The sequence below is a fragment of the Ignavibacterium sp. genome, from assembly GCA_032027145.1.
Classification (GTDB): Bacteria; Bacteroidota; Ignavibacteria; order Ignavibacteriales; family Ignavibacteriaceae; genus IGN3.
Window position 1 is genome coordinate 2,789,790 of record JAVSMP010000001.1, and the last position, 21,433, is coordinate 2,811,222.

At 31.0% G+C, this 21,433-nt stretch carries 17 protein-coding genes; 15 read left to right on the forward strand and 2 right to left on the reverse strand.

What is annotated here, in order from left to right:
* The first annotated feature begins 6 nt into the window (after positions 1-6).
* From ROY99_11770 to wecB, 13 genes are all read left to right on the forward strand, one after another.
* Positions 7-2,223 carry a polysaccharide biosynthesis tyrosine autokinase gene (locus ROY99_11770; GenBank protein ID MDT3697053.1) on the forward strand — a complete coding sequence of 739 codons (2,217 nt, stop codon included), beginning with the start codon at positions 7-9 and terminating at the stop codon, positions 2,221-2,223.
* 647 nt (positions 2,224-2,870) lie between these two features.
* Positions 2,871-3,809 carry an SDR family oxidoreductase gene (locus tag ROY99_11775; protein ID MDT3697054.1) on the forward strand — a complete coding sequence of 313 codons (939 nt, stop codon included), beginning with the start codon at positions 2,871-2,873 and terminating at the stop codon, positions 3,807-3,809.
* Entirely contained in the window at positions 3,810-5,297 is a 1,488-nt protein-coding gene (locus tag ROY99_11780; protein MDT3697055.1) for an oligosaccharide flippase family protein, read from the forward strand.
* Positions 5,298-5,315: 18 nt separating this feature from the next.
* The gene (locus ROY99_11785; GenBank protein MDT3697056.1) at positions 5,316-6,650 is read left to right on the forward strand and encodes an O-antigen ligase family protein; all 1,335 of its coding nucleotides are present in this window, start codon (positions 5,316-5,318) and stop codon (positions 6,648-6,650) included.
* A gap of 7 nt (positions 6,651-6,657) precedes the next feature.
* On the forward strand, positions 6,658-7,938 hold the full coding sequence (locus ROY99_11790) for a hypothetical protein (GenBank protein MDT3697057.1): 1,281 nt from the start codon (positions 6,658-6,660) through the stop codon (positions 7,936-7,938).
* On the forward strand, positions 7,935-8,864 hold the full coding sequence (locus tag ROY99_11795; GenBank protein MDT3697058.1) for a glycosyltransferase family A protein: 930 nt from the start codon (positions 7,935-7,937) through the stop codon (positions 8,862-8,864). The genes ROY99_11790 and ROY99_11795 overlap by 4 nt, the downstream gene beginning before the upstream one ends.
* A 250-nt stretch (positions 8,865-9,114) precedes the next feature.
* Entirely contained in the window at positions 9,115-9,960 is an 846-nt protein-coding gene (locus ROY99_11800) for a glycosyltransferase family 4 protein (protein ID MDT3697059.1), read from the forward strand.
* A complete protein-coding gene (locus ROY99_11805; protein MDT3697060.1) occupies positions 9,953-11,164 on the forward strand; it encodes a polysaccharide deacetylase family protein in 1,212 nt (403 codons plus the stop codon). The genes ROY99_11800 and ROY99_11805 overlap by 8 nt, the downstream gene beginning before the upstream one ends.
* A complete protein-coding gene (locus tag ROY99_11810) occupies positions 11,161-12,234 on the forward strand; it encodes a glycosyltransferase (protein MDT3697061.1) in 1,074 nt (357 codons plus the stop codon). Before ROY99_11805 ends, ROY99_11810 begins: the two co-directional genes overlap by 4 nt.
* A complete protein-coding gene (locus tag ROY99_11815; GenBank protein MDT3697062.1) occupies positions 12,218-13,309 on the forward strand; it encodes a glycosyltransferase family 4 protein in 1,092 nt (363 codons plus the stop codon). The genes ROY99_11810 and ROY99_11815 overlap by 17 nt, the downstream gene beginning before the upstream one ends.
* Before the next feature lie 8 nt (positions 13,310-13,317).
* On the forward strand, positions 13,318-15,348 hold the full coding sequence (locus ROY99_11820) for a hypothetical protein (GenBank protein MDT3697063.1): 2,031 nt from the start codon (positions 13,318-13,320) through the stop codon (positions 15,346-15,348).
* 154 nt (positions 15,349-15,502) lie between these two features.
* Complete coding sequence (locus ROY99_11825) at positions 15,503-15,943, forward strand: hypothetical protein (GenBank protein MDT3697064.1); 441 nt, start codon at positions 15,503-15,505, stop codon at positions 15,941-15,943.
* A 28-nt stretch (positions 15,944-15,971) separates the two neighbouring features.
* Entirely contained in the window at positions 15,972-17,129 is a 1,158-nt protein-coding gene (gene wecB, locus ROY99_11830; GenBank protein MDT3697065.1) for a UDP-N-acetylglucosamine 2-epimerase (non-hydrolyzing), read from the forward strand.
* Between the two features lie 178 nt (positions 17,130-17,307).
* Here the strand turns inward: wecB and ROY99_11835 are convergent, their stop codons facing one another.
* Together ROY99_11835 and ROY99_11840 are read right to left on the reverse strand one after the other, a co-directional pair.
* Positions 17,308-18,525: an O-antigen ligase family protein gene (locus tag ROY99_11835; protein MDT3697066.1), complete on the reverse strand. Its 1,218-nt coding sequence runs from the start codon at positions 18,523-18,525 to the stop codon at positions 17,308-17,310.
* Between the two features lie 180 nt (positions 18,526-18,705).
* On the reverse strand, positions 18,706-19,638 hold the full coding sequence (locus tag ROY99_11840) for a UDP-glucuronic acid decarboxylase family protein (protein ID MDT3697067.1): 933 nt from the start codon (positions 19,636-19,638) through the stop codon (positions 18,706-18,708).
* A gap of 1,125 nt (positions 19,639-20,763) precedes the next feature.
* Here ROY99_11840 and ROY99_11845 point away from each other — a divergent pair.
* Positions 20,764-20,967, forward strand: coding sequence for a hypothetical protein (locus ROY99_11845; protein ID MDT3697068.1), 204 nt, complete (start codon positions 20,764-20,766; stop codon positions 20,965-20,967).
* Complete coding sequence (locus tag ROY99_11850; GenBank protein ID MDT3697069.1) at positions 20,912-21,376, forward strand: nucleotidyltransferase; 465 nt, start codon at positions 20,912-20,914, stop codon at positions 21,374-21,376. The genes ROY99_11845 and ROY99_11850 overlap by 56 nt, the downstream gene beginning before the upstream one ends.
* The last annotated feature ends 57 nt before the right edge of the window (positions 21,377-21,433 follow it).

Below are 21,433 nucleotides of genomic sequence, written 5' to 3' on the forward strand. Positions count from 1 at the left end.
TTTATTATGAACAATCAGAATTCATTTGAACCTGGCTTTGAAGAACAGCAAAGCAGTACATTAAAAGATTATTTAATATTATTCAGCGTTAATCTTAAACCTGTATTAACAATATTGGCGGCAAGTCTTATTATATCAATAATATATGCTTTAACTGCACCTGATATATTTAAAACAACTACTGCATTGAAGATAACAAAACCCGGCGGCAGCATTTTACAATCACCACTGCTTCCGGAGATAAATGATTTTGGCAATGACAGATTTATTGCTAATGAAATTGAAATACTTAAAAGCTATAACCTGCGAGAACGAATTGCAAAAATTTTAACAGACTCCCTTTTAAAAAGTCCTGACAGGGAAGATTTCTCATTATTGCTTATTAACGAACTGGGGAAAGATAAAACACCTGCAAGTGTACCTGAAGCAGCTAAAATACTTGAAGATGCTGTTCAAATAGAACAAAAGCGCGGGCTTGATATAATTGATATAAGCGTTCAATCGAAAGAACCTGCTGAAGCTGTTTTGATAGCAAATGTATATGCTAAAGAATATCTTATATATAATTTAGAAATAAACAGGAATCAATTGATATTTGTTCGGAAGTTTCTGGATAATCAAAGGCAGGAGAAAAAGGAACAACTTAATGAAGCTGAAGAAATATTAAGATCATATCAGGAAAAAGGCGGAATAATAGCACTTGATCAACAGGCACAAACTTTAATACAACAGCTTGCACAATTTGAAGCTCAGAGAAACGCTGTACAAATTGAGCTTGAAGCATCTAATGAAATATTAAAACAATATAGAAATGAACTTCAGCAGCAGGATCCAAAACTTGCAGATTATCTGACCAGCGCAACATCTGAAGCTTATATCAAAGCACTTCAGAATCAGATTGCAGAACTTCAGATACGCCGCGATCTATCTATGACAAATGCTGAGCCCAAGAGTAATTTTACAACTCAGTTGAAAGAATATGACATAAAAATAAACGAACTTAAAAAGAAACTTGATGAAAAAATTAAAGTGCTGAAAGCAGGTATTTTTGCCAGCAGCCCTGAGGAGGTAAAAAATCTTAGCCAGAAAATAATTGAGGAAGAGATTAAAAACGGATCACTGCATACAACATTAGCAGAATTAAATATAGTGGTAAAAAGATACGATGAAAGATTTAACAGACTGCCAAAAACATCTATTGAACTTGCAAGGTTTCAGAGAAACAGAGAATCTTTAGAAAAGCTTTATACTCTGGTTGAAGAGAGATATCAGGAAGCATTGATTAATGAGCAATCTCAGCCGGGCAACGTGCTGATAATTGATAACGCACGTATTCCCGACAATCCAAGCAAACCAAACAGAGTACTTATAATTATTGTGGGTATATTTATCGGATTTGGATTAGCATTTGCGTATGTCTTTCTTAAAAATTATTTTGATAACACTGTTAAAACTCCTGAAGATATTCAGAATAGCAAAATGAATCTGCTTGGATGGATACCACAGGTTGATGAACTTATTGACAAAGAGAACAGTAAAATTGATTTTATTATTTCACACAAACCTGATTCAGTAACAAGTGAATCATTCAGAGCACTACGAACCAGAATTCAGTTTTCCAGACCTGATAAAGAAAATCTAAAAACAATCGTCCTTACTTCACCGGCACCACAGGAAGGAAAAACTTTTGTTACGGTAAACCTTGCAGGAAGTTTTGCACAGGCGGAAAAGAAAGTTCTTTTAGTTGACTGCGATCTTAGAAAGCCGAGGGTACACCGTATATTCGAAGCTCAAAAAGATCCCGGACTGATTGATTATCTTGTCGGTGAAAAAACTCTTGATGAAGTTATTCATAAAAGCACACTGAAAAATTTGTACTATATAACTTCAGGTACAATTCCGCCAAACCCTGCTGAGATGCTTGATTCAATACAGATGGATGAATTTCTAAAACTTGTTAGAGATAAGTTTGATTATGTAATAATAGATTCCCCTCCCATTATTGCAGTTACGGATGCTGAGATATTAACAAAAAAAGTGGATGGAACTATACTTGTTGTATCTTCAGAGGTAACCGAATATCGTATGATGGAAAGAGCTAATCAGCTTATTCAGCACGATAATACTACTTTGATTGGTATTGTGCTTAATGGGTTTGATACTAATAGTGCTTATGGAACATATTATAAGTATAAGTACTATTATTATTACGCTGCTAAGTAGTTTGATTGTGAACCGGAGATAGGATTAGGTGCATTGGGTCGTTATTCGCAATACTTCAAGCTTCTAACCAAAACAAACTCACCTAACCTCTCTTATAAAGAGAGGGATAGGACAGAAAATAAAAAGCATTTGATCAATAAAGCCATTCAGTGTTTTACTTCTTGCTTCTTATTTTTAGCCAAAACAAACTCACCTAATCTCTCTTATAAAGAGAGGGATAGGACAGAAAATAAAAAGCATTTGATCAATAAAGCCATTCAGTGTTTTACTTCTTGCTTCTTATTTTTAGCCAAAACAAACTCTCCTAGCCTCTCTTATAAAGAGAGGGATAGGACAGAAAATAAAAAGCATTTGATCATTAAAGCCATTCAGTGATTTATTTCTTGCTTCTTATTTCTAGCCAAAACAAACTCACCTAACCTCTCTTATAAAGAGAGGGATAGGACAAAAAAAAGTCATTAAATTATTTGTAGTCATTTAATCATAATACTTCTGAGTTCTGTGTTCTGACTCCTGACTTCTTACTTCTGAGTCCTGAGTTCCGAGTTCTTTCCTCCTCCCCCCTCTTGAGTTAGATGAAAAAAAATTCAGTTATTAATTCTGAAAATTTGTAAATTGACTACAGAAAATTTTTAATAGGGAATATTTTGAAATTCTTAGTTACCGGCGGAGCCGGATTTATAGGCTCAAATATAGTTGAAGAATTATTGCAGCGTGGAAATACCGTTCGTGTATTAGATAATTTCGCTACAGGTAAACGTGAAAACTTAAAAGACTTTACAAAGGATATTGATTTAATCGAAGGTGATATCCGCTCATTTCATATTGTACAGCAGGCTGTTAAAGGTATTGATGTAATTCTTCATCAGGCGGCTTTGCCTTCCGTCCCCCGCTCTATTAAAGACCCAATAACAAGCAATGAAGTTAATGTTGTCGGAACATTAAATATTTTAGAAGCTTCTAAGGATGCGGGAGTAAAACGTGTAGTTTATGCGTCGTCATCATCTGTGTATGGTGATAACCCCGAGCTGCCGAAGCATGAAGGAATGATTCCAAATCCATTATCTCCTTATGCTGTAAGCAAATTAGCGGGCGAAAAATACTGCAGTGTGTATTCCCGATTATACGGAATTGAAACTGTTGCATTAAGATATTTTAATGTATTCGGTCCAAGACAGGATCCTAACTCACAGTACTCTGCAGTAATTCCATTATTTATAAAAGCTATTATGAATGATAAGCAGCCAATAATATTTGGCGACGGCAAACAGAGCAGGGATTTTACTTATGTTGCTAATGTTGTAGAAGCAAATATTCTTGCCGCTACAAAAGATGTTGAAAGTGGGTTGGTTATGAATTGTGCCTGCCACGGACAGATAACCTTGAATTCATTGGTGCATGAGTTGAATGTTCTGCTGGATAAAGATATTAAACCATTTTATGCTGATAAAAGACCGGGTGATATATTACACTCTTTTGCAGACATTACTAAAATTCAGCACGAGCTTGGTTTTAATCCTAAGGTTGATTTCAATATTGGGATTAGAATGACATTAACGAGCTTCCAAAAGGTAGTTCAAGTTTAAATGCAATTATCAAATCTTTTTCGGCTAGAATCTGCTTCTCTCAAAAAACTTAGTACTGTTCTATTTATAGGGCAAGTAACTGCATTTGTAATATATTACTTATCTACATTTATATTAGTTAGAATACTTAATACAAATGATTATGGAGTCTTCCAACAATTTAATTTGTTGATTACTACGTTTACACCAATATTTGGTTTTACATTAGTTACCAGTCTCTATTATTTTTACCCCATATCCAATGAGTTGGACAAAAAATCCTTTGTAATCCAAACTTATTTATTATTAATAGTAATAGGTATTTTTGCAGCAACCCTGTTTATTTTATTTAAGAATGAATTATTGCTCTTTCTTAATTTTAATGAACTGAATCAGGTGAATAAATGGCTATTTTTATCAATGAGTATCTTCTTAGTAAGCACGATCTCTGAGAATATCTTTATCCTTGAAAAAAAAGTTTGGTTCATTTTACTATTTGCCCCTATAGAAAAAACAGTTTATTTAGTTTTTGTAATTATCTGTGCAATAAATAATAAAAATTTTGAAGGTGCAATATTTGGATATTTTTTATATGTGGTATTAAAATTAACACTTGTGTCAACTTATATTTATGTAAAATATTTAGGAAACTTTCATATTATAATAAAAAAGAAAAATATTTTGGATCAAATTAAATATTGTGCACCATTTTTTGGGGGATTGTTAATTTATACATTATCTCAAAAATTTGACAAAGTATTAGTAAACCAATACATCACGTCTACTGATTATGGTATTTACAGTATATCGTTTTTAAGTGTACCACTGTTGGCAAACCTAATTTCCTCAATTAACAATGTATCTATCCCAAAATATGTAGAAATGTACAAAAATGGTGATATTTATGGGATGATTATTTTATATAAAAAAATTGTATCAACTACCTCTGCTATAGTAATACCAATGGTTGTTTTTTTTTTCACCTTTGCAGACAAAGTTATAATAGTTTTATTTACATCAAGATTTGAAAATGCAATACCATATTATAGAATTTTTATCATAACATTTTTGCTTTTAATGACATCATCTGGTCTTATTCTTCGTGCATCTAATAAAACAAAAATTATATTTTACACTAACTTTGCAGCCTGCCTAGTTGTATTAATAGTTGGATTTATTATTATACCGAGATACAAACTTTTAGGAGGTATAATTACTGCATCAGTTTCAATAATCACACCTATAATTTTGCAATTAGCTGCGGAGTCAAGATTACTAAAGGTAGGTTTATTAAAAATGTTGCCATACACCACGATTGTTAAAATATCAATAATCTCTATTATCCCGCTACCTGTATTTATTTACTTACATTTACTTGTGAATAACGACCTGTTATTTTTATTGTTCAGTTTTGTAATTTATAGCGTATTAGTTGGTATTTTCGAATATATATTGGATATTATTCCCTATAAAGAAAAAATCCGACAATTGTGTAAAATATTTTTTTAAGCAAGTTACGATAGATTTATGGATTCTAACAAAAATTATTTTTTACTCTATATACTTAGTGTCGCTCTCATAATTTCTTTTTCAGTTATTGGTAAGCATCAGTACGCACTGTATTTACTAATATTTGGATTAGTTATACTCACTTTTATTAATAATAAATATATTATTTTTTTAACAATAGTTTTTTTACCAACAAACGGGATTTTCCCAAGAGAGATTTATATAGGCGGTGTATTAGGACTAAAACAGATTTTGTCTTTCTTTGTAATGATACCATTATTATTAATCAAGTTTAATGGAAAAGACAAAGTCGAGAAGAAATATCTTAATAGTATAATTGCTTTACTTTTTGTGCTAACTATTTACCAAACATACACTGCTATTAAAAATGCAATTTGGGGTATCGGAGATACATATAACAGTGATTTAGCTACAATGAAAGTGATTGGAATAATAGCTTTGTTGGTACCTCTAATTCTGATAATTAAAAAAAGTCCAATAATTAAAAATGAAATTTCAATTGCAGTAACTTATGGTATAGTAAATATGTCCATTTTTACATTTATTAGTCCAATTTTGCCCGATCTAGGTCTAAAATCCACCGGTATAGTTATTTCAGAAATGACATTTGACAGATTTGCTGGTATTATGGCTGATGGTGACACAAATACGTTAGGTGTTTTTTTTGCAATGAGTATTGGATATCTAATCTTAAAATATCAATACTATAATAATTACATTTTGTTTACATTAATTTGTACTTCATTATTTGCATTAGCATTAACAGGATCACGGACTGCATTTTTTGCATTAACAACAGTTTTTTTATTATTCATGTTGAGAAAAACAAAAGTGAAAATCAAAGGTAAAGTATTATTTTTTTTACTACTTACTGTAGTTTCAACTTTTTCATTTTGGGTGATACTTTTTGAGCGAGTTTTGTTATCCGGATTACAGCTAGATACACAGACCGGAGCAAACAGGATTGGAAAATGGATTTTATATTTTGCATTTTTTGAGAAGAATCCGCTAATATATCTTCGAGGTACTGACAAGGATATAATGATCACTTGGAATAATGCATATTATGCGGCACATAATTTTTATATTCAAGTTATTTATAATGCCGGGCTTATTGCACTTTTTCTATTTCTCTTGAGTTATTGGAAAATATATAATAGTGGGAAAAAATTATTTAGCACTATTGATTTTCTATTCATAGCAATCCCTTATCTATTTATTACTTCTTTTGTGAGCGATATCGGAATAATTTACTACGCACTATTATATGCAACTTTGTTACCATTGCGCTTGTATCCGAACAGTAAGATCGTATCAAATAATAATCATTGAATTGCCAATGAAAAACGCACTACTTTTTAAATTATTCACTTCAAAATTTTTTAATGAATATCAGGCCATAAAATTTGGAGAGGATCAAAAAAAATCTTCAAAAGATAAATTAGTACATTTCTGGGAGATTATCAGAGAAGAAGTTCCGTATTATAGATCATTAAATATAAAGGAGGATAACTTCTTTAATTTGCCTTTTTTGACTAAAGAAATTATTAGGAGCAATTTTATAAATCTTAAAAATCCGAGCTACTCTGCTTCAAGATTTATATTAGATTCAACAAGTGGCTCAACAGGTGAAACTCTAAAATTTTTCAGTGATGTAAAATTAAGATATAGACGTATGGCATACGCTGAATTCGGAGATTCATTTTCAGGATGGGAATTAGGCGAACCACGACTGATAATTTGGGGTGCCGAAAGAGACATCAATAAAAAACTGTCGCGAAAAATCGCACATTCAAAATTTTTATTTAATACTAAAATTTTGTCTTCGTATTACTTAACAAATGACGATTTAACCGAGATAATTAACACAATAAATTTATTTAAACCTGTGCTGATTTCAGCTTACCCATCTACACTTGATTTTATTTCAAATTATATCAGAAGTAAGGGGGGACTAGTGCATTATCCTCGAGTCATTGTAATAGGAGGAGAAACCTTGTACGATTTTCAAAAGGCAACGATTCAAGAGGTTTTTCAATGTAAAGTATTAAGAAGATACGGCAGCAGAGAGTTTGGAGTGATAGCCAGTGAATGCCAGGAACAACAGGGATTACATATACACACTGATCGGATATTCTTAGAAATAATAAATGAAAGACTTGAACAGACCCAGCCTGGTGAATTAGGTGAAATAATAATAACTGATTTAGAAAATTATATTTTCCCCTTTGTTAGATACAGAATCGGTGATATTGGAATATTTTCAAAGGATAATTGCAAGTGCGGGAGGCAAACGCCGTTACTTACATCAGTGGAAGGTAGAACGTTTGATTTAATTATTGGAACAAACGGAAATAGAGTTTCCGGTAATTATTTTACACTTTTAAGAAATAAAGTGAAAGGGATACTTAAATTTCAAGTGTTACAGGAACAACCAGGCACAATTATTTTTAACATTATATGTGATGATAAATTTGACAAATTTGAAAGGAATAAACTGACAGTTGAATTAAAAAGTAAATTAGGTATAGATATGGAAGTAACTATTAATGAAGTTGCAAATATAAACACAAGTTCAAATGGTAAGTACCGTTTCGTTATTTCAAAAATTAATAATTGACTAGTCTGATTATGTTTACGCAACCTACGTTTTCAGTTTTTACAGCAACATTCAATCGTGCAAAATTTCTACCCAAGCTTTACGAAGCTTTATTAAACCAGACTTTTAAAAGTTTTGAATGGCTGATTATAGATGATGGTTCTTCTGATAACACTCAAAAAATAATTGAAAATTTTGTGGAAGAAAATAAAATTAGTATCAAATACATTTACCAAGAACATAAAGGTAAACATGCTGCCACTAACAAAGCTTTAGATTTAGCAAATGGGATTTTCTTTTTACCACTAGATGATGATGATTTACCACTAAACAATGCACTGTCTTTACTGATATCAACTTACGAGGACATACCTGAAGTTGTAAAACCATATTTTTCTGCAGTCACAGGATTATGTATTGATCCAGAGGGAAAAGTTATTGGTGATGCTTTCCCGGAAGATATTATTGATTCAGATCCTATTGAAATGTATTATAAGTTTAAAATAAAAGGTGATAAGTGGGGATGTCAATTAACCAAAATACGCAAGCAATATAAATATCCTGTACCTTCAATGAAATTAAATTACTATCCTGAAATTACAATTTTTGGAGAGATTGCAAAAAAATACAAAACTAGATACATAAATAAGCCATTAAAAATTGTTAGATATCATTCTGATGGTTTATCAAAAAGAAAATTACCTAATGCGTATTCAAAAAAAATTTCACATATGTATATACTTAATGAACATATAGATTATTTCGAGAAAAATCCATATGAGTTCTTTATCCATAGTATACTATATACACGTTGGTCGCTTCATTGCAAAAAAATAGAAATTAAAGGAATAAAACCTATTCTAAGTAAGATACTTATTTTAGTATCATTTCCGGCAGGTTTTTTATTTTACTTGTATGACAAATTTTACGCACAAAAAAAAATCTAAAGATTTAATATTCATTTGTGGGAACCTATACCCTTTTGATGTTGGAGGTACAGAAATATTCAACTATTATTTGATGTTGTCACTTTCCAGATTTCTAAATGTTTATTGCGTGAGCCAATATAAACGACCTAAAATCTATGATAACATTGGATTCTTTAAAATCCCAAACATTAAACCAGCTGGAATATTTTTTTCAATATTTGCATTTATTAAAATCATAACCCTAAAATCAAAACATCCAACATTAATATTGACATACAGTAGATCAAAATGGATTAATTGGTGGCCATATCCATTATTAAAACAATTGTTCGATATAAATTATATAATCATTATTCATGGTGGTGGTTTGTCAAAGTGGATTTTTAAAACACCACATAAGAAATTATTCAAATACGCACATGAAATTATTGGTATCTCAAATCGAATATGTGATGAATATAAACTAAGGACATCCAAAAAAGTACTTTATATACCACCATTAATTCCATTTAGCGTTCAAACCAAATCAAAAAATGAATCTAAAATGGAGTTAAATTTACTACCAAATAGTCTTGTATTCTTATACGTTGGATCCCTAAAAAAGCTAAAGGATCCAAAGACTATCCTAGAAGCACTAAGCATACTTGGATTAAGTTTTTTGCAAGAACATAATATTTATTTATTTATGATAGGTGATGGCCCACTAAAAGAAGAATTGATCAATTTCACATTGGACAATAAATTATCTGAAAGAGTTATCATTAAAGGAATTATTGAACGCACAATTGTCCCGCTATATTATACTGCAAGTGATTATTTTATCATTTCATCAGAATACGAGGGTACTCCATTGTCTTTGCTTGAGGCATTGTTTAATAACTTAACAGTAATTGGCTCGGACTCACCAGGTATTAATAATATAATCCAAAATGGGTTTAACGGTTACTTATTTAAAACTGGTGATGCCAGGAATCTTGCAGAAATAATTGCGTACTCAATTAAAAGTGAAAGCGAAGAAACTATTCGTGCTAATGCAAAACGTACATTTATCGAGAACTATAATTATGAAGTAATGTTAACCCAATATTTAACTATTCTTGAAAATAATGAGTAACAAAAATATTCCAGTAATTATGTATCATAGTGTTGGCATACCAAATAAAAAATGGCATTGGAATTTTTTGACATGTCCATGGATGATTTTTGAAGATCAAATGCAGTGGATTAAAAATAATGGCTATACAACAATTCACCTTGACGATTTATATAGTTTTATTTACGCTGGTAAGACTTTGCCAGATAAACCAATAGTATTAACTTTTGATGATGGTTACTTGGATAATTATGTGTTTGCCTATCCTTTGTTAAAAAAATATGGATTAAAAGGTACCATATTTATTAATCCTGAATTTGTCGATCCACGACTTATTAAACGGAAACAATTTGATCAAACAGATGACATATCTAAACTTGAGACTGATGGTTTTTTATCTTGGGAAGAAATCGAAGAGATGTTTGCAGATAATATTTTTGATTTTCAATCACATGCTTTAACTCATACCTGGTATCCTATTTCAAACGAGATTGTTGATTTTCGTCATCCAGACGATAATTACATTTGGATGACATGGAACGATAACATAGATAAAAAGCCTTATCTTCAAACTGATGATAAGAAATTAATTGAATTAGGTGCACCCGTTTATAAATATTCAAAAAGTTTAAGTGCTCCAAGATATTTCCCTGATGATAAATTGAAAGATTTTCTTCTTACATTTGTAAGAGAAAATGGAGGTAAATTATTTTTTGGTAATACAGATTGGCAAAATATTTTATATCAAAAGGTAGAAGAATATAGAGCAAACAATGAAATTATTGATTGTGTTGAAACTGAAAATGAATATTATGAAAGAATAAAACATGAATTAACTTCAAGTAAAAATATTTTAGAAAATCGACTTAAAAAGAAAGTTAATTTTTTATGCTGGCCCGGTGGCAGTGGCACTAAAGTTGGCATAGAATTATCAAAAATAATTGGTTATAAAATGACCACTGCAGCCAAGGACTTATCAAAGCAATCAAGAAGGAAAATTAAGAATAATCCTTCTAAACCTTGTTCAAGAATATCACGCATCAGTCCAATTTATTATGAAAGTTTAAACAAGAATGGTGGAATTGATGTAACATATTCAGGAAGTCGTATTTATGGGATGAAAATTAAATCTTTTGAAAATAATTTCATTAAATCTTTTATGTGGAAATCACTTTTTTATCTATTTGCATTCATTTCAAAACTTAATAACAAACTAATTAAATGAATATTGCAGTAATTAGTAATACGCTTTTAAAAGGTGGTGCAGAAAAGCAAAGTCTATTATTAGTTAATAATCTAAAGGATAGATATAATATTTTTCTAATAGTGTTATACGGTGATCAAGTTGAGAAAGAATACTTAGATTTTATAAAATTTAATAATATTAACCTTATCCTTATCAAAGGAAATTTATTAAAAAAGATAATTGCATTATTTAGAATATTTAGAGACAATGAAATTGATATGGTTTTTTCTTATCTGCTTAAAGGTAATTTAATAAGTGGTATTTGCGGTCGGTTAGCAGGTATTGAATTCATTTATGGGGGTATAAGAAGCGCCAGATTGCCTTTAATAAAATTATTTGTCCAGAAAATATTGCACCTATTTCTTCATACTAAAACCATTACGAATAGTTATGCAGCGAAAAATTACTTAGTTAACAATGGTTTTAGTTATTCAAAAATTGTAGTTATTCCAAATAGCGTTGAACCTATACCAGAATCAATAAATCACACAGATGATAAAGCGATCAGAATATTGACTGTTGCGCGATTTGATAAATCAAAGGATTATTTTACTTCACTTTTAATTATTAAGTCAATTAGCGAAAAAATTCCTAGATCAATAAAATTAGAATATTATATAGTTGGATATGGTAAATTGAAAAAACAGATTCTGAAAAAAATTAAATTATTGTCATTGCAAGAAATAGTTAAGGTTATTGAAAATCCAACAAATGTTAGCTTATATTATCGTACAAGCAATGTATATCTTAGCACGTCATTATTTGAAGGTATGTCGAATTCTATACTCGAAGCGATGTCATATTCTCTTCCGATAATTGCAACAGATGTTGGAGATAATAACCAAATAGTTGTTGATGGTGAAAATGGATTTTTATTACCGATAAAAAACTTAAGTTCTATCGCTGAAAAACTATTATTACTTTGTTCTAACTCTGATATGCGTACATCAATGGGAAAGAAAAGTTATGAGTTTATCAGTAAGAATTTTTCATCTGAAATATTCAGAAAACGATATATCAATCTAATTGAAAATGAATTCAAAGCCTAAAATAGCCGTAATAGGTCTAAAAGGTTTACCTGCCTTTGGTGGTGCAGCCTCAGTCGGTGAAAACATTATTACGCAATTAAAAGATCAATTTGAATTTACAGTTCTTAGTACTCAACCATACACAGATCTTAAAACAGGTAATTATAATGGTATAAATCAAATTGTCTTCAAAGGGCGCAAGAAAAATGCTTTAACTACATTTGCTTATTATTTAAAATCATTGCTTTATTGTTTATTTGTAAATAAATTTGATTTAATTCACCTTCATCATTCAGAGAGTGGGTTTATTACTCCATTCTTAAGAATAAAAAATAAAGTTATTACCACATTTCACGGTGTCTTCTTTAATAAAACTGATCCAAAATTCAATCGCTTTATTAATTCATTCTTCCGGTTATCTGAGAAATTGAATATGAAATATTCTAATTTAATTATCTCTGTATCATCCATCGATGCTCAAGATCTTAAAAATAAATATCACAAAGATGTTATTTATATTCCAAATGGCATTACATTACTAGAAAATAAGGTGAAGCCTCAAGATGATTATTTATTTTTTGCGGCAGCAAGAATATATGAGATTAAGGGTTTGGATATTTTATTAGATGCAGTAAAATTGATTAATGTACCAATTAAAATAAAGATTGCAGGCGATCTAGATCAGATAAAATCTTACAGGTCAAAAATATTATTGAGCGCAAAAAATTTAGATATTGAATTTCTTGGTCTGATAAAAGACAAGAAAGAATTGTTAAAATATATAAATAATGCAAAATTATTTATTTTTCCATCTCTCTTTGAGGCAATGTCTATGATGCTTCTTGAAGCGGCATCGTGTAAAACCCCTATTATCGCAAGCGATATCGCTTCAAATAAAGCCATATTTAATGAGAGTGAAGTTTTATTTTTTAGAAATAAGGACCACCAAGATCTCGCAAATAAGATACACTGGGCTTTAGAAAATTATTCAACAATGGAAACAAAATCAGTGAAAGCATTTGAAAAGTTAAAAAATGAATATCGTTTGGATATCATAGCACATAGATATAAGAAATTGTACAATTCAATTAAATAGAAACTTATATGTGCGGAATATTTGGTTTAATAGCAAAAGAAGATAGTTACAATAAAAAGACTTTAGTAAAGATACTTGAAGATTTAGCTAAGCTATCACAAGTTAGAGGTAAAGATTCATCCGGATTAGCCTACAGATTTGAATCTACAAAAAGTATAGAAGTACTACGCGGTCCTGTATCAATTGATAACTTACTACAAACCAATGATTATAAAAACTTTAGACAAAAAATAATTTATGAGAATAACAATAACTCAAATAAGATATTTGCGGCACTAGGTCATGCAAGATTGGTAACAAACGGTACCCAATTAGAAGATGATAATAATCAACCGGTAGTTAAAAATAGAATTGTAGGGGTACATAATGGTATTATTGTTAATGAATCTGAATTGTGGAGTAAATATCCTGAATTAAAGAAGAAATATAATATTGATACTGAAGTTATTTATTCACTGTTCAGCTATCATTTAACTAACCTCAATAATAGTATTACGGCTATCAGACATACAAATAGTGAACTTTTCGGTACTGTTTCAACCGGGTTTATGATTGCTGATAGAAATGAATTTGTAGTATATACTAACAACGGCTCTTTATATGTTTTAACAAATCAGAAAGACATATTTATTTATGCATCTGAAAAAAATATATTAAACCGGCTTGTCAATAAAAATAATAAGCTTACTAACAACGATCTTACGATAGAACAGGTTTCTGCTAATAATGGATTTATAGTCAGCTATAATGAATTTAAAATCCATGGTTTTGATTTAGCGCAGGATACAGAACTTAAGCTTCCTGAAAATAGTAATGAAATATTTGATATAAAGATATCTAACTATCACCCTCATAAACATCAACTTCATGCAGTTTTAGATTCTGGAAAATTTACCAACAGTATTCAAGCAAACTCAGAGAAAAAACTCCTCGAATATAATATTAGCAGTATCTCAAAACTTAAACGATGCACAAAGTGTATCCTGCCGGAAACATTTCCTTTTATAGAGTTTGATAAAAACGGTGTATGTAATATTTGCAATAACTATGTAAAGAAAAATCAGCCAAAGCCGATTGAAGAACTAAAAGAACTGGTAGAACCATATAGAAATAAAAATGGAAAACCAGATTGTCTTGTCCCTTTCAGCGGAGGAAGAGACAGTACTTATACACTTCACATAGTCAAAAACATTTTAAAAATGAATCCCATTGCATTTACATACGATTGGGGAATGGTAACTGATTTGGCTAGAAGAAATATCGCACGTGTAACCGGTAAAATGGGCGTAGAAAATATCATTGTCTCAGCTGATATTAGATCGAAGCGAAAAAATATTAGAAAGAATATAGTAGCATGGTTAAAAAAACCAGAACTTGGTATGATACCACTATTTATGGCTGGAGATAAGTATTTTTTTTACTACACTGAAAAGATTAAGAAACAAAACAATGTTGACTTAAATTTTTGGGGTATTAATCCATTAGAGAATACAGACTTTAAAGTTGGTTTTTGCAATGTTCCACCCTGCTTTAATAAAAAAACCATCTACTCTTTATCAGTTAAAAATCAGATAAGATTATTTAGCTATGTCGGAAAAAATTTGCTTACAAATCCGTCTTATATTAATGGATCTATGATAGATACTTTTGGTTCGTTTTTATCAAGGTATTTGGTAAAAAAAGGACATTATTATCATATGTTTGATTATTACAGATGGGATGAAAATGAGGTTGAAGATCTTATAATTAATGAGTATAAATGGGAAAAGTCAATTGATACAAACACAACCTGGCGTATTGGTGATGGCACAGCAGCTTTTTATAATTACAATTATTATACTGTTGCCGGTTTCAGTGAATTTGATACTTTCAGGAGTAATCAAATAAGAGAAGGTATGCTTGACCGAGCTACTGCCCTTAACCTAGTTAATGAAGAAAATAAAACTAGATATGAGAGTATAAAATGGTATTTAGAAATTATTGGATTGGATTTTGAGAGTACAATAAAAAGAATTAATCAAATAGAAAAATTATACTAGTTTTTATCAGCATTACTAAAATAGAGTGTTAAGATTTTTTATTATAAATTTATTTTTTTTACTATCAGTTACTGAGCTTCATTCTCAGACTGAATTTGAATCTCTATCTGATTCCGCTAACAAATGGTTTATTAGTGCCAGTGTCGGTGCTCAGATGTCAGGTATAAAGGATGAAGATTTTGTTAGTTCCAATTATTCACCTTTAATTAATATCACCTTTGGGAGACGAATATCTCCGCTTCTTGCATTTCATATTGGTATCAAGGGGTTTTATTTTAATTATATAGCTGATGAGTCGAAACATAACTATAGTTTTGTCTATCTCGGCTCTTCAATTAATCTTATAAATCTAGCTGTTAATTCGAGGAATAATAAAGATTGGAATCTTCTGATACATACAAGCCTGGGCATCTTCAATAATATTTTACTGAATAAGTTACAAGGTTGTATAAACATTGGAATACAAAACAATTATTCTATTTCAGAATCCATTGAAGTATCTTTAGATATTGCGTCAATAATTGGCTGGAAGATTTATCAGGGTGATGAAGATATTTTGCCAGGTGTTTCTTTCGGTATTATTTATACTTTCTGACTAATTGATAATTTAACTTTAAACATATATGAAAATAATAAGTGTAGTAGGTGCACGACCAAATTTTATGAAAGTTGCACCGTTCATTTTTGAAATCAACCGGTATAATCTGGAATCGTTAAAAACTAACCGTGAACAGATTTTTCATCTGCTGGTTCATACAGGTCAGCATTATGATGATCTTATGTCTCAAAAATTTTTTAATGATTTGAACATTCCTGAAGCTGATATAAATCTTGGTATAGGATCAGGTTCACATGCTGAGCAGGTCGGCAATTCAATGATTGAATTAGAAAAAGTTTTTCAGAAGGAAAAACCGGATTGGGTAATTATTTATGGTGATGTTAACGCAACTTTAGCAGCCTCGATTACAGCTAAAAAATTACTTATTAAAGTTTGTCATATTGAAGCAGGTTTACGCAGCGGTGATCTGAAAATGCCCGAAGAGATTAACAGACTTGTAACCGACAGGCTTGCTGATTTACTATTAACTCCTGATTTATTATCAGTCGAGAATCTTAAGAAAGAAGGGATTCCTGATTCATCAATTCGCTTTGTTGGAAATATTATGATAGACACACTGGAGAATAACCGGGCAAAATCTGATGAACTTGATGTAAAGCAGATTGTTAAATCCAATATTATTTCCAACCTGAAAGAAGTATCTATTACTCAGGATAACTATGCAGTTATCACTTTGCACAGACCATCGAATGTTGATGATAAAGAAATATTAACTTCTTTAGTCGGTTTTATCTCAAAAGAGATTTCAGATGTTCTGCCTGTTATCTGGGCAATTCATCCAAGGACAGAAAAACAACTTAAATTATTTAATTTATGGAATAAGCTTATTCAGGTGCCGGATATATTTTTAGTAAATCCCTTAGGTTATCACGATATGCTTAAACTTAATAAGCACGCTAAAATAATGCTTACAGACAGCGGCGGTTTACAGGAAGAATGCACAGTTCTTGGTACACCCTGCTTAACATTAAGGTGGAACACTGAAAGACCTGTTACATTACGTGAGTACGGCGGAGCGAGTGTTTTAGTTGGTAACGATATAGATCGTATCAGAGAAGAGTTTTTCCGAACACTTAAAGAATCCAGAAGACCTGAGAGACCTGCATTATGGGATGGTCGAACCGCCGGCAGATGTTTAGAAGAAATATTAAAGTATTGTTAGTGAGAGGTAAGAGGCTAGAAGCTAGAACTCAGAACTAAGGAGTCAGAACTCAGAAGTAAGTAGTTTTACGATTGAATGACTATCAATAACCCAATGACTCAATGACTTTATCCTTTGCCCTGTCCTTTTTTTTGTAAGAGAGGTTAGGTGCGTTCAAATACTTTGCAATTAATCTTTGTCACAAAAAAATCAAAAACAGCCATAAAAAACTCTGAGTACTGATATCTTTCGAAAACATCGCCATAAAAAGTGAAAAGAGAAAAGTAATAACCAGGAATATTCTGATTGATAGACTTTGATTGAAAATTAAATATTTGTTGTTGAATAAATTTTTCAAAATTAAAAAGCACACAAACATAAATAGCAGCAAACCTACGGCACCTGTTTCTGATAGAAGTTCCAGAACAATATTATGCGGATATTTCTGCAATGTAGTCCAATGAAGATTATTAAATCCATTAAATGATCCAAGTCCCCATCCAAGGATTGGTTTATCTTTTATCATCTGCAAGCTTAAAGTATAAGTTTGAATTCTGCTTAAGATTGCGCCATCACCTCCAAATTCACCGTCATCAATCCTTAACAAATTCTGAAGACGCTGCCCTGTTTCAAACTGTTCAGGTGCAATATATACAAGTGCTATTAAAAATATTATCATCAGAATAACACTATATAAATGATTGATAGTAATCCTTTTCCTTAAAAGTTGCCATAAAAAACCAAAAGCTGAAAAGATAATTATTCCGATGATAGCAGATCGTAAACCAGTGAGATAAGTAATCGAAAATCCAATAATAAATATCAGGTAGTAGAATAATATTTTTTTTATTTCTTTTGCTGTCAGCAAAATCAGAAAAACTATCAATGTTAAAAATGAAATCGTTCTCGCAATAAAAACGTGGCTCCATCTTAACGGCGAAAACTGATATACAGTTGAATGATCAAATGGCTGAAGAATTATAATGCTTAAAAGTGTGAATAAAAATCCCGCTATAATTATGTGTAAAAAGTATGACAAATACTCCCTGCTTCTGCTTGTAATGAGATAATATGTTACCAGCATATTTGGGATAATACTTACAAGTATGTTAATCACTTTGTGTGTACCGTATTTTGGATTTAAAGAGTATAGTATTGTAACTATAAGATAAAATACAATAACCAAAAGAATTTTACTTAGACGCTTAATATTTTTTGATTTTAAAAAGACCAGTAACGATTCATTATTTTGTCTGATGTGAATAAAAAAGACCGCCAATAAAATTGAAGAGGATAATATTTTAAGTATCAAAGCAGATACTGTGGAATTTGATATCCCTGCAACAGAGAAATTAAGCAGCAATAGTGTCAGTAAAAGATAGGATGCAATATTTTTTGCAGTTAGTAATTTTTGCATTTACAAGATCGAATATAAGAATTAATAATTGTCAGGTGCAAAATGCAGGTAGATATACAAAATAAAAAATTAAAAGTGATCAATATTCTGTGGAAATTTCAGTTTGAGCAATTGATAAAGATTGATATAACTAATGCAGCTAATTTGAATGAGTAAATGAATTTAATACCTATCATCACTTCACTTGAAACTTTTAAAATACTCATAGGTTAGCTGAAGACCTTTTTGCAAAGAAATTACTGGCTGCCAATTCAATAAAGCTTTTGCGCGGGATATATCTGGTTGTCTAACACGCGGATCATCAACCGGTAGATCTTTGAAAACCAATTCACTTGATGAATTTGTAAGGTTGATAATCTCCTTTGCCATTTTTTTAACACTAATTTCTTCAGGGTTACCGATATTAACCGGCTCGGTTACATCAGACATTAACAACTTTATAATACCTTCCACCTGATCTTCAATATAAATAAAACTGCGGGTCTGGCTGCCGTCACCAAAGATTGTAACAGGCTGATTGTTAATTGCCTGTATAAAAAAAGCAGGAATTGCTCTTCCATCATTAACCCGCATTCGTGGACCGTAAGTATTAAATATTCGTGCAATACAAGTGCTTATGTTATGAGTGCGGTTATAAGCCATTGTAAGAGCTTCTGCAAATCGCTTTGCTTCGTCATATACTCCGCGTGGACCAATTGGATTTACATTTCCCCAGTAATCTTCTTTCTGTGGATGAGAAAGAGGGTCACCATAAACTTCAGAAGTAGAAGCGAGCAGAAAACGCGCACCTTTTTTCTTTGCAAGTCCAAGCGCATTTAGTGTACCCATTGAACCGACTTTAAGAGTTTCTATAGGAAGCTGCTGATAATCAAGCGGGCTTGCAGGAGAAGCGAAGTGAAGGATATAATCAACATCAACAGTTATGTGAATATAATTTGTTACATCGTGATTGATAAAAGTGAACTTAGAGCTACTATAAAGATGCTCTATGTTACCAATACTACCTGTAAGCAGATTATCAATACAGATAACTGAAAATCCTTCTTTAATTAATCTATCACATAAATGCGAGCCAAGAAATCCTGAACCGCCTGTTACTACTGCAGTAGGCATTGTTTTTATGATCCTGAAAATTGTGTGTGGCAATTTACGATTTAGAATTCAGAAATTACAATGTAATAGAAAAACAATTAGGGCAAGTAATTGATAAGCGAGAAGCTATAAGTAAAAACAATAAATGACCACCAATGACCTAATGACTTTTTCCTTTGCTCTGTCCTTTTTTTTTGTAAGAGAGGTTAGGTGAGTTCAAATGATTAGAAGCAATAAGTAAAAATAATAAATGACTACAAATGACCTAATGACTTTTCCTTTGCTCTGTCATTTTTTGTAAGAGAGGTTAGGTGAGTTCAAATGATTAGAAGCAAGAAATAAAAAACAATAAATGACCACTAATGACCTAATGACTTTTCTTTTTGTTCTATCCCTCTCTTTTCAAAAGAGGTTAGGTGAGTTCAAATGGTTAGAAGCAAGAAGTAAAAACAATAAATGACCACCAATGACCTAATGACTTTTTCCTTTGCTCTGTCCTTTTTTTTTGTAAGAGAGGTTAGGTGAGTTCAAATGATTAGAAGCAAGAAGAAAAACAATAAATGACCACCAATGACCTAATGACTTTTTCCTTTGCTCTGTCCTTTTTTTGTAAGAGAGGTTAGGTGAGTTCAAATGGTTAGAAGCAAGAAGTAAAACAATAAATGACCACCAATGACCTAATGACTTGTATTTGTCCTGTCCCTCTCTTTGCAAGAGAGGTTAGGTGAGTTCAAATGATTAGAAGCAAGAAGTAAAACAATAAATGACCACCAATGACCTAATGACTTTCTCCTTTGCTCTGTCCTTTTTTTGTAAGAGAGGTTAGGTGAGTTCAAATGATTAGAAGCAAGAAGTAAAACAATAAATGACCACCAATGACCTACCGACTTGTGTTTGCCCTATCCCTCTCTTTTCAAGAGAGGTTAGGTGAGTTTATAGGGCTTGAGGCGAGAGGCTTGAGGAAAGAAGTCAGAAGTAAGAAGTTTTACGATTAAATGACTACAAATGACCCAATAACCTTAACTCTATTCCAACGTATGACTTATTTCATATCTTAATTATTAAAATAGTCCGCTCTAGCCTGCAATAACTATTAGCTGTTAACTATTTAAATAAAAGTTTATTTTTGTATAAAAGAGCATTAAAATGGTTAAAGAAGCAAAAATAATATATAGAAGCGAAGCAGAAACAGAAGAAATAAAATTCTGGAATAACAAATCTTACGCTGAAAAATTATCGATTATTCAAATACTGAGAGAACAATATATTACATTATACAACAAAGAGGAAGAGTATGCTGAAAGCAGAAAAAGACTTCGAAGAGTTTATAGAATTATTAAACAAGTTTAATGTTGAATATATGATTATAGGTGCTTATGCTCTTGCATTATATGCCCGTCCAAGAAACACTGGTGATATTGATATATTTATAAATAATACCCTTAATAATGCAAAACTGCTTATAAAAGTTATCAGTGAATTTGGATTTGAAAGCACAGGTATTAAAGAAAATGATTTCACTACAAAAGGCAGGATGATTCAACTCGGTGTATCACCTGTTAGAATTGATATAATTAATGAAATTGATGGAGTTGATTTTTTGAGCGCATTTAAAAACAAAGAAACATTTCAATTTGGAAAAGTTTTTGCAAATTTTATTTCTAAATCTGATTTGATAAAGAACAAAAAGGCAAGTAATCGAAAAAAAGATATCGCCGATCTGGATGAATTAGAGAAATTCAGCAATAATTCTGACTAAAGAATAACAATTATTTACTGATCTGTTAAATCTGTTTTATCTATTTGCTGTGAGTTA

Excerpts from the sequence above, each read along its gene's own strand:
- ROY99_11840 (MDT3697067.1), bottom strand. The coding sequence starts at position 19,638 with ATGCCTACTGCAGTAGTAACAGGCGGTTCAGGATTTCTTGGCTCGCAT.
- wecB (MDT3697065.1), top strand. The coding sequence starts at position 15,972 with ATGAAAATAATAAGTGTAGTAGGTGCACGACCAAATTTTATGAAAGTT.
- ROY99_11850 (MDT3697069.1), top strand. The coding sequence starts at position 20,912 with ATGCTGAAAGCAGAAAAAGACTTCGAAGAGTTTATAGAATTATTAAAC.
- ROY99_11820 (MDT3697063.1), top strand. The coding sequence starts at position 13,318 with ATGTGCGGAATATTTGGTTTAATAGCAAAAGAAGATAGTTACAATAAA.
- ROY99_11790 (MDT3697057.1), top strand. The coding sequence starts at position 6,658 with ATGAAAAACGCACTACTTTTTAAATTATTCACTTCAAAATTTTTTAAT.
- ROY99_11845 (MDT3697068.1), top strand. The coding sequence starts at position 20,764 with ATGGTTAAAGAAGCAAAAATAATATATAGAAGCGAAGCAGAAACAGAA.
- ROY99_11825 (MDT3697064.1), top strand. The coding sequence starts at position 15,503 with ATGTCAGGTATAAAGGATGAAGATTTTGTTAGTTCCAATTATTCACCT.
- ROY99_11815 (MDT3697062.1), top strand. The coding sequence starts at position 12,218 with ATGAATTCAAAGCCTAAAATAGCCGTAATAGGTCTAAAAGGTTTACCT.
- ROY99_11835 (MDT3697066.1), bottom strand. The coding sequence starts at position 18,525 with ATGCAAAAATTACTAACTGCAAAAAATATTGCATCCTATCTTTTACTG.
- ROY99_11785 (MDT3697056.1), top strand. The coding sequence starts at position 5,316 with ATGGATTCTAACAAAAATTATTTTTTACTCTATATACTTAGTGTCGCT.
- ROY99_11770 (MDT3697053.1), top strand. The coding sequence starts at position 7 with ATGAACAATCAGAATTCATTTGAACCTGGCTTTGAAGAACAGCAAAGC.
- ROY99_11805 (MDT3697060.1), top strand. The coding sequence starts at position 9,953 with ATGAGTAACAAAAATATTCCAGTAATTATGTATCATAGTGTTGGCATA.
- ROY99_11810 (MDT3697061.1), top strand. The coding sequence starts at position 11,161 with ATGAATATTGCAGTAATTAGTAATACGCTTTTAAAAGGTGGTGCAGAA.
- ROY99_11780 (MDT3697055.1), top strand. The coding sequence starts at position 3,810 with ATGCAATTATCAAATCTTTTTCGGCTAGAATCTGCTTCTCTCAAAAAA.